This is a genomic window from Bartonella sp. AD328YNZD, assembly GCF_042196425.1.
In genome coordinates, this window is sequence record NZ_JBHIQG010000502.1 from 1 (window position 1) to 1,343 (window position 1,343).

A 1,343-nucleotide genomic window follows, 5' to 3' on the forward strand; every position below is an offset into this window, starting at 1 on the left:
AAACAGCTGGATATAAAATCATAGAAGTTAAGTCTCTATCACTTAATTCTTCTAGAGGATATCAGATCAAAACCTCCAAAGGAGGCGTTATTAATTGGTATGAAAGCACAGGAAAACTTCAAGTTCAAGGCAGCGAAAACATAAAACAAAAGTTAATAGAAGATTTAGCAAAGCATATAGAAGAAACATCAACGATTCTTTTCTCAAAAATGGCTTCCAATACCTCAAATAAAAAAATCTTTATCGTTCACGGTCATGATCGTACTGCCCTAAAGCAACTTACATCTATTCTTAATGATTTTAATCTTGAACCATACATTTTACAAAATACGAGTGGTAATGGCTTAACCATCATTGAAGCTTTAGAAAAAGGAATCTGTAGCGATTTCATAAAATTTGGTATTGTGCTGCTTACTCCCGATGATATAGGCTATGCCAAATCTGCCGGCAAAAAAGCAGCACAACCCCGTGCACGACAAAACGTTATTTTCGAAATGGGCATGTTAATATCTGCGCTTTCTCGCAAAAATGTCGCTATTCTAAAAAAACAAGACCTTGAACTCCCTTCAGATATTAATGGAATTATATACCTTCCTTTTAAAGAACACGTAAAAGAAACACTTAAAGATCTTTCTCATCGACTATGTGAAGCCGGCTTCAATTTAGATGCAAAGAAAGTTACTCATGCATTAAATTAAATTTGAATAATGCTTATGTTTATTTTTTTAAGTGCACACCTAAAACTACAAGGCACCCCACCACATGCCACAGACACACCCATTCTATAGGCTCAAAGAAACGATTACCCCCACCCTTCTTCAAACAGCAAGCGATTGTGCAAATTTAAATGAAGGAACAGCAATTCACTACCGTAGAAGAAATCATTTTAGTCTCTTTGATAAACGCGGGGCTGTTGTCATAATTTTGATGGACTTGCAAAGTTTAAAAGGCAGATAGCCTCTCATTCGATTAAAGAAAAATAGGAAATTCACGTCGGGCATATGCTACAGCTACAATTTCGATTTGATTTGCAGCTACTCGCTACAATATAAGGTAATTTTGATGTGTTGCAATTTCTCGTAATCCTGATATCTTCTCGCTTTGTCTGTATAAATATGGATGTTCAGCCAATTGGCAGTACGGATGCTTCCAAAAACCTTTTCATTCGGCACGCCAGCGGATGGATTTTCGCGAGCAATGTAAGTAAAATCTGACGCAAATCGTCGCGCGCCGAAGACAACCAAACAACCGGAAGCATCACTTGTCCTGTTCAGCTTCAAGCTGACTGATTATAACTTCCATTTCAGCCATAACCTCATCATGCGGAATAGGAGGATATGGAT

At 37.4% G+C, this 1,343-nt stretch carries 2 protein-coding genes; both read left to right on the top strand.

What is annotated here, in order from left to right:
• Nucleotides 1–698 (top strand): TIR domain-containing protein (locus tag ACFIO3_RS13205; RefSeq protein ID WP_375704608.1); only part of this gene is annotated, 698 nt, incomplete at its 5' end.
• Nucleotides 699–762: 64 nt separating this feature from the next.
• Nucleotides 763–957, top strand: coding sequence for a hypothetical protein (locus ACFIO3_RS13210; protein ID WP_375608415.1), 195 nt, complete (start codon nucleotides 763–765; stop codon nucleotides 955–957).
• Nucleotides 958–1,343 lie beyond the last annotated feature (386 nt).